The sequence below is a fragment of the Streptococcus sp. DD13 genome (genome assembly GCF_001578875.1).
Taxonomy (GTDB): domain Bacteria; phylum Bacillota; class Bacilli; order Lactobacillales; family Streptococcaceae; genus Streptococcus.
The window spans coordinates 39,649-47,235 of record NZ_KQ969509.1; the positions used below are offsets into that span (position 1 = coordinate 39,649).

7 protein-coding genes, 4 tRNA genes and 1 pseudogene are annotated in these 7,587 nt (G+C 39.1%); all 12 read right to left on the reverse strand.

What is annotated here, in order from left to right; genetic code table 11:
- Window positions 1–159: 159 nt before the first annotated feature.
- The 12 genes and pseudogenes from STRDD13_RS07970 to STRDD13_RS08025 all read right to left on the reverse strand — a co-directional run bounded on the left by STRDD13_RS07970 (window position 160) and on the right by STRDD13_RS08025 (window position 7,586).
- Window positions 160–399 carry a phosphopantetheine-binding protein gene (locus STRDD13_RS07970; protein WP_067103768.1) on the reverse strand — a complete coding sequence of 80 codons (240 nt, stop codon included), beginning with the start codon at window positions 397–399 and terminating at the stop codon, window positions 160–162.
- Window positions 399–1,400, reverse strand: coding sequence for a phosphate acyltransferase PlsX (gene plsX / locus STRDD13_RS07975; protein ID WP_067103770.1), 1,002 nt, complete (start codon window positions 1,398–1,400; stop codon window positions 399–401). Before plsX ends, STRDD13_RS07970 begins: the two co-directional genes overlap by 1 nt.
- Entirely contained in the window at window positions 1,381–2,169 is a 789-nt protein-coding gene (recO, locus tag STRDD13_RS07980) for a DNA repair protein RecO (RefSeq protein WP_067103772.1), read from the reverse strand. Before recO ends, plsX begins: the two co-directional genes overlap by 20 nt.
- The gene (locus STRDD13_RS07985) at window positions 2,169–3,335 is read right to left on the reverse strand and encodes a pyridoxal phosphate-dependent aminotransferase (protein WP_067103774.1); all 1,167 of its coding nucleotides are present in this window, start codon (window positions 3,333–3,335) and stop codon (window positions 2,169–2,171) included. The genes recO and STRDD13_RS07985 overlap by 1 nt, the downstream gene beginning before the upstream one ends.
- A gap of 110 nt (window positions 3,336–3,445) precedes the next feature.
- The gene (locus STRDD13_RS07990; RefSeq protein ID WP_067103776.1) at window positions 3,446–4,402 is read right to left on the reverse strand and encodes a ribose-phosphate diphosphokinase; all 957 of its coding nucleotides are present in this window, start codon (window positions 4,400–4,402) and stop codon (window positions 3,446–3,448) included.
- 89 nt (window positions 4,403–4,491) lie between these two features.
- A pseudogene (gene pcsB, locus STRDD13_RS07995) lies at window positions 4,492–5,738 on the reverse strand (peptidoglycan hydrolase PcsB).
- 88 nt (window positions 5,739–5,826) lie between these two features.
- On the reverse strand, window positions 5,827–6,336 hold the full coding sequence (gene mreD, locus STRDD13_RS09015; RefSeq protein ID WP_067103778.1) for a rod shape-determining protein MreD: 510 nt from the start codon (window positions 6,334–6,336) through the stop codon (window positions 5,827–5,829).
- Between the two features lies 1 nt (window position 6,337).
- A complete protein-coding gene (mreC, locus tag STRDD13_RS08005; protein ID WP_067103780.1) occupies window positions 6,338–7,171 on the reverse strand; it encodes a rod shape-determining protein MreC in 834 nt (277 codons plus the stop codon).
- Between the two features lie 56 nt (window positions 7,172–7,227).
- A tRNA-Ser gene (locus STRDD13_RS08010) sits at window positions 7,228–7,315 on the reverse strand.
- A gap of 14 nt (window positions 7,316–7,329) precedes the next feature.
- Window positions 7,330–7,403 (reverse strand) — tRNA-Ile (locus tag STRDD13_RS08015).
- Window positions 7,404–7,431: 28 nt separating this feature from the next.
- Window positions 7,432–7,502: transfer RNA gene (locus STRDD13_RS08020), tRNA-Gly, on the reverse strand.
- 11 nt (window positions 7,503–7,513) lie between these two features.
- Window positions 7,514–7,586: transfer RNA gene (locus STRDD13_RS08025), tRNA-Phe, on the reverse strand.
- Window position 7,587: the final 1 nt, after the last annotated feature.

Sequence of the window (7,587 nt, forward strand, 5' to 3'; positions counted from 1 at the left end):
CATTTTATCATACAACATTCGTTAACTCAAGGAGAACTCTATTAAATTTCGTATAAACACCCTGTTATTATCATTAATTTCCGAACAATATAGTTGGACTTTCCATTTGATTTTCAGAAAAAGAATAAACCACCAGAAAAATCTGATGGTTCATTCCATTTATTGTTTATTTTCGACAATATAATCCACAACATTATGCAACGTCGCAAAAGAATCAATGGCATCATCGGGAATCGTAATATTAAATTCCTCTTCAGCAGTCACCACAAATTCCATTAATTCTACAGAATCTGTCGCCAACTCATCTAGAATAGACATGGTACCTGTGACTTCAAAATCCTGTCCCTTGAGTTCCTTTAATATTTTTTCAATTTTTGCAAATACAGTTTCTCTTTTCATTATTCATCTCCTTCTGTTTGAAAATAATCGACCGACTTTTGAACCACATCCGTCTCCAGCATCAAGCGAACTTGACGAATGGCATTGAAGATGGCAGAGTCATCGCTAGACCCATGTGCTTTCACGACAGGCGCTTTAAGACCAAATAAAACAGCCCCCCCAGCTTCTGAATAATCCATTGACTGCTTTAAACTTCTAAAACTCTTACGCAAGAATAAATAGCCCAGTTTACTTCTCAAGCCACCACCTTCAATTGCCGTTTTTAATTGGCCCAATAAAGAAATAGCCGTTCCTTCCATCGTCTTTAAAACCGCATTTCCAGTAAAGCCGTCCGTGACAACCACATCAGCCACTCCATTTAAGAGCTCCCGCGCTTCTACATTCCCTACAAAATGAATGGAAGCATCATTACTTAAAAGGTCATAGGCAGCCTTGCGAATAGGGTCTCCTTTACTGGCTTCTGTCCCGTTATTTAAGAGCCCAATCCGAGGTGTCTGAAGTCCTCGAACATGTTGTGCATAAAAGGATCCTAAAATCGCATACTGATGAAGCTGTTTGGCAGAATTTTCAGCATTTGCTCCCAAATCCAACATATCAAATCCTAGACCATTCGCTGTTGGAATAGAAGACATTAATCCTGGACGTTCAATATTTTTGATTCTACCAACAATAAAGATGCCTGCTGCAAGAAGGGCTCCTGTATTTCCAGCTGAAAGCATGGCATCCACCTCGCCATCCTTTACTGCATGGGCTGCTAACACCATCGAAGCATCTTTTTTCTTCCGTATCGACCGTACAGGTTCATCATCCGAATGAATCTTTTCTGTCGTATGGACAATTTCGACACGATCGCTATCCTTTAGGAGGGGACGAATCTTTTCCTCATCACCATAAAGACGTATGACAATATCTGAATAGGTTGCAATGGCCCGATTCACTCCTTCAATAATAGCCTGAGGAGCGTGGTCTCCTCCCATGGCATCAACTGCGATTTTCTTCATTTTTTTCTCCTTTTTCCTTCAACAAGCCTCCCCAATCAGCTAAACTATCAATGAACTGTTTGGCTTTTAAATGGATTCCAACGTACTCATCATAAAGTTGATCAATAGTCTTTCTCAACCCTTGCTTTACTTCTCGGTTCAATTGGATCACGTTTATCTCCTGTACAGATACATTTTGAAAGCGATCCAAAAGGTAGATAATATTGGGATTAACATGTAAACGATGGGGATCGTTCGAATAATGATCCGGACAAAGTACCCCTCCAAGTTTCAAAGATAAGTCAAACGGTAGTCCAATCCGATGACAGTATAGACATTCATGAAAATTAAAGGAAACCCCAAACCGTTGCAATAATTGGATTTCAACAATATTTGTCACAATTTCATAATCCATACCATCCTCTATTAACTTCAAAGAGGTCTCTAAAAACTGAAACAACATGGGATCATACTGTTTATCCTGTATACTCGCATCCGCCAATGACAAGATATAACTCACATAACTCAATTTAAATAGGTCATCATTAATGTTTTTAAAAGTATGGATGACTTGAATATCGTCGATATAGGATAAACCTTCGTTGTTAATTTTTACCTGATAGTCCGCCAAGACCAAGGGCTGAATCCCTGATTGAAAGCGCGAATTGCGCACATGTTTCACGAAAAACATTCGCTTTCCAGCCTGCTCAGTGAAAATTTTCACCAATTTATCATCTTCCCGATAATCCCGATTGTATAAGACTAATCCCTTCGTCTGGATTCGTTCCATTACCGCCTCATAAACACTGCAAGTCTTCTCATTGCCTCTTGAATCGTTTCCATACTAGCTGCATAAGAAACTCGAACATAGCCCTCACCGTATTTTCCAAAAGCAGCCCCTGGGATAAAGGCAACAGCTTGTTGTTGTGCAAAATCTTGTAAAAATTCAAATGAGTTTTGATTGTAGCCTTCAGGGATTCTCGCAAAAATGTAAAAGGCTCCGTCTGGTTTAATAATTGAAAAACCTAACTTCGTCATTTGCTCCAAAATATAATCACGACGTTCTCGATATTCTTCTCGCATTGGAAGTGCATCGTCTTTCCCGTTGGCCAAGGCCTCCACACCAGCATATTGGACAAGCGTTGTAGCGGCTGTCACCAGGTATTGGTGACTCTTCACAATTTGTGCAATGATTTCCTTTGAGGATAAAATAAAACCTAAGCGCCATCCAGTCATCGCATGAGACTTCGACAAACTTTGGACCAAAATCGTTTGGGTTGGTAAAAACTCAGCAATAGAAGTATGGTCTTCATCTGTATAGGTTAATTCAGAGTATACTTCATCTGAAACGACAAAAATAGGATATTTCTCAATCACTTTTGCAAATGCCGCAATTTGTTCGCGAGAATAGGTAACTCCTGTAGGATTGGCAGGATAGTTTAAAATGACCGCCTTCAACGAACTGCCCGCTTCTTGAATCCCCTCTTCCAAGGCCTCCGGTGTCAACACAAATTGATTATCCGTCGTATCAATTTCGATGATTTCAGCCCCCACCATATTGACAATCGGCTCGTAACCGGGATAGGCCGGAGCTGGTAGCAATACCGTATCTCCAGGCTCTAAAATCGCAATTAGAGAAGCAGAGAGCGCTTCAGTTGCCCCAATCGTCACCAAAATTTCATCCTCAGCCTGATAAGAAACCCGATACTTTTCCTTCATAAAGCTTGCTGTCGCTTGACGCAACTCAAGTAAACCTGCCATTCCAGTATAATGACTTTTCCCATCATCAATGGCCTTCTTTGCGGCTTCTTGTACATGTTCAGGAGTTGAAAAATCTGGCTCCCCCAAGGTTAACTTTAAGACACCCGGAATATCCGAAATGGACTGATCAAACTCACGAATCATGGAAATCTTAATTTTATCTAAGTGTTTGTTAAAGCGATGACTTATATCCATACGAACCCACTTCCCCTATCTAATATATAGTTACCATTATAATATAATTTTAGGATTTTGAAAAACGATAAAAAAGGCATGCTCGCTTCCAGCATACCTTATATACCATCTTAGGATTCAAATAAAGGGGACAAGGGGCGCTTTTCATGAATTCGGATAATGGCTTCTGCCAACAATTCTGCAATTGAAATTTGCGTTATCTTGTCAATCAAACGGTCTTCAGGAATTTCAATTGTATCTAAGACAATCAAACTCTTAATAGCCGACTGTTGGATATTGTCCATTGCAGGTCCTGATAAAACTGGATGAGTACAAGATGCGTAAACTTCTACAGCTCCAGCCTCTGCCAAAGCATCTGCTGCATGGCAAATTGTTCCTGCAGTGTCGATCATATCATCTATCAGAATGCAGGTTTTGCCTTCTACATTCCCAATGATATTCATAACTTCAGAGGTATTCATCTTATCAACTGATCGGCGCTTATCGATAATAGCAATTGGAGTTTTCAAAAATTGGGCCAATTTACGAGCTCGCGTTACCCCCCCATGGTCCGGTGAAACAACAACATACTCGTCTCCTTTCATCCCTCTCCGTTCAAAATAATCCGCTAACAGAGGGGCTCCCATCAAATGATCGACAGGGATATCAAAGAAGCCTTGAATCTGAGCCGCATGCAAATCAATGGTCAAGACACGGTCCACACCAGCAACTTGAAGCATATTGGCCACTAGTTTAGACGTTATTGGCTCACGTGCACGAGCTTTACGGTCCTGACGAGCATATCCATAGTAAGGAATTACAACATTGACAGAAGCCGCTGAGGCACGTTTCAGCGCATCTACCATAATCAAGATTTCCATCAAGTTATCATTGACAGGTGAACTTGTCGATTGAAGGATATAGACATGGCTTCCGCGAATCGATTCTTCAATATTTACTTGAATTTCACCGTCAGAAAACTGACGAACTGTTGACTTTCCTAAGGAAAGACCAATCTTATTTGCAACTTTTTCAGCCAACTCCCTGTTTGAGGAAAGAGCAAAAAGCTTTAAATCAGAAAAACCCATGATTGCCTCCTAATTTTTCTACTCTATTATTCTATCCTTTTTTTACCATTATTTCAATCAAAAAAGGACAGAATAGCCTGTCCTAATGATTATTGATAAATGTAGTAAACTCCGCCACCCCAGATAGGATTATTTGGATTAAATGAACCACGGAAGTTCCCAACATAACGATTTCCGTTATAGTTTGATTCCATAACTTGAATTTCGGATCCAGATACAGCTGTTACATATGCAACGTGTCCATATCCTCCACCATCATTTGGCCAAACAGCGATGGCTCCAACTCGTGGAGTTGATCCAATCGTGTGACCAGCAGCTTGTGCACTTGCACCCCATTGGTTCGCATTTCCCCAATAGTTTCCAACCCAAGGAGCAACCTGTTTAACTCCCCAAGTACACTCACCAATTGGATAGGTATTCCCAGAAGTTGATGTTTGTACTGTTTTTGTTACAGTCTTTGCTTGTTGAGAAGAGGATGAATTCGCACTTGTCGTTGTCGAAGATGAAGTGTTGCTTGCAGTATTTGTTGCAGAGGATGTTGTAGAAGAAGCTGTAGGAGTCACTGTTTGACTTGGTAAAGCAACTTCCTGACTTTGCTTCGCAGCTAAGCTTTGCTGTTGTGCTTGGTAAGCCGCTTGTTCTTCAGCAGCCTTTTTAGCTGCAGCTTCTGCTGCCGCTTTTTGTTCTAACAGTTTTGTTTTTCAGATTGAACCGTTGTTTTTTCAGCTTCAAGATTCAACTGAGCAACCTTCAAAGCAGCTTGTTGTGTTGTCAATTCCTTAGCAGATGCAGCTAATTTTTCTTTGTTATTCCAAACTGTATTAATCGCTTCTTGGTTCTCTTGTTGTTTCTTCGCTAATTTTTCCTTGTCAGCCTTTTGTTTTTCAAGCATTTCATTATTAGCAGAAACAATTTCACGCATAGCGTTGACACGAGATACAGCATCTACAATGTCCTTTGAATCCAAGATAGTGCTAATATAGCTAGTTGCACTTCCATCTGTTTGTGCACTACGTGCTTGTTCTGCTAATGCTTGATCACGAGCCACAATATCTTCTGAAAGGGTCGAAATCTCTTTCGCTAGCTCTTTAGATTCTTTTGTTAATTTCTCGTTTTCAGTTTCCAACTCTTTTTGTTGAGTTGAAATCGCATCAACTTTCTTTTGCAAAGCTTCTACTTCTGCTTGTGCTTTGTCCTGTTGACTTTGAATTTGAGAAATTTGCTGATCTTTCTGCTGGATCTGTGTATCTGTATCGTCAGCCGTAACTATCACGCCAGCTACATTCGGTAAGATAATAGACGCAATCATTAGCGAGGCTACTAATTTTTTCTTCATTGAATACTCTCTCCTAGTAATTTTTTAACTATTCTAGTGTAACAAAAAAATTGCGCACGAATGTTACGCAATTATTACAAGTTTATTACTAATTTAAGCGATTCAGTCCTCTTTTTATCAAGGGATAAAGAAACAAAATAAGAATCATATTAAACAGTAAGGTTGGGATTAAATGATTTATGGAAAAAAGAATGACAGATAGATTTGTTAAACCAAATAAACGAGCCAAACCGTAACTAACTATTTCAAATAAGAAAATCAAGACGATAAAAACCGTTAACATACTCAGTCTCGTATACCGAATAGCTTGGAAAAAATAATAAATCAAATAGGTCAAAAATGGAAACAAACAAACTGCGATACCTAAGGCATTATAAAAATAGATATCATACACAAATCCAATAAAAATACTTAAAAAGAATGTATAGACACTGGAATCTATCTGAGAATAAACCAATAAAAATAGGATCGTCTGAAAACAAGATATAGATAAAAAGAAGGGGAGAATATTCGACAAAAGTGTTGAAATTTGCAAATCTCCAATAAATAAAAGAAAAAGAAAGATAAGACTACTGAGACGTATATACCGTTTGTTCATACTATTTTTTTACAACCAATACAGAATAAATTGTTGATAAATCAGCTTGGGGTTTCACATAGACGGTGCTAGACATATCATTCGCATTTTTTTCAACCTTCATGACTTGTCCAACAGCTAAATTGGCTGTTATTTTTGAATCCAAATCGCTTGTAACCACCTGATTGCCCACTTGTACGGAATCCGAGTTTAGTTGACTAACAATAAATGCCTTCAAATCCGAATCATATCCTGATAAAATTCCATAAACAACTGTTGAATCCTTAGACAAAAGTTTTACTGATAGCTTAAAGCCTGTTTGATTAGAATTGGAGAATAAGCGAACTGTAGAACTAGTAGAAAAAACCTGATCAATATACCCAATCACTCCGTTGTTTGCAACGACGAGTCCATTTTCTTTCACATCTTCCTGACTTCCCATATCAATAGTTAATTCATCTAGCCAGGCGTTTGAGGTCCGATCAATAACCGTTGCAGCGGAAAAGTCAACAGTCGGTTGTCCTTTCTTGAATTCCAAATTTGACTTCAAGTTCTCATTTTCACTTTTTAAAGTTGCTAGTTCTGCCTCCTGGTTCTCTAAGGCACTTAAACTATTTTTAAGAGAAATATTCTCTCGATAAGCTTTTGTTAAATCCGAAACTGATTGAATATTTGATGATATCCATCGATTCGAAACAGAAAAAGGCCTACTGATAAAACTAATGGACTGATGAACGATATTATTAATAACAGGAATAGAAAAACCCTTATTCACAGTCAAAAAAAGCATTGAAAATGAAAAAACAAGAAAGACAGAAACGATGATAATCAAACGAGAAAAACGATTATATTTCATTGGGCCCTCAAATTAATTAAAAAAAAGAGATTTCCAAAAAGTAAATCTCAAACAAACGGAGAATAAGGGATTCGAACCCTTGCGCCAGTTACCCGACCTAACGATTTAGCAAACCGTCCTCTTCAGCCTCTTGAGTAATTCTCCAATATATTCCAAAATGGGCACGAGTGGAATCGAACCACCGACCTCACGCTTATCAGGCGTGCGCTCTAACCATCTGAGCTACGCGCCCAAGACCAACTTGGGTTGATAATTAAAAAAGCGGGTGACGAGAATCGAACTCGCGACAACAGCTTGGAAGGCTGTAGTTTTACCACTAAACTACACCCGCTTATTAAAAAATGGCGCGAGACGGAATCGAACCGCCGACACATGGAGCTTCAATCCATTGCTCTACCAACTGAGCTACCGAGCCG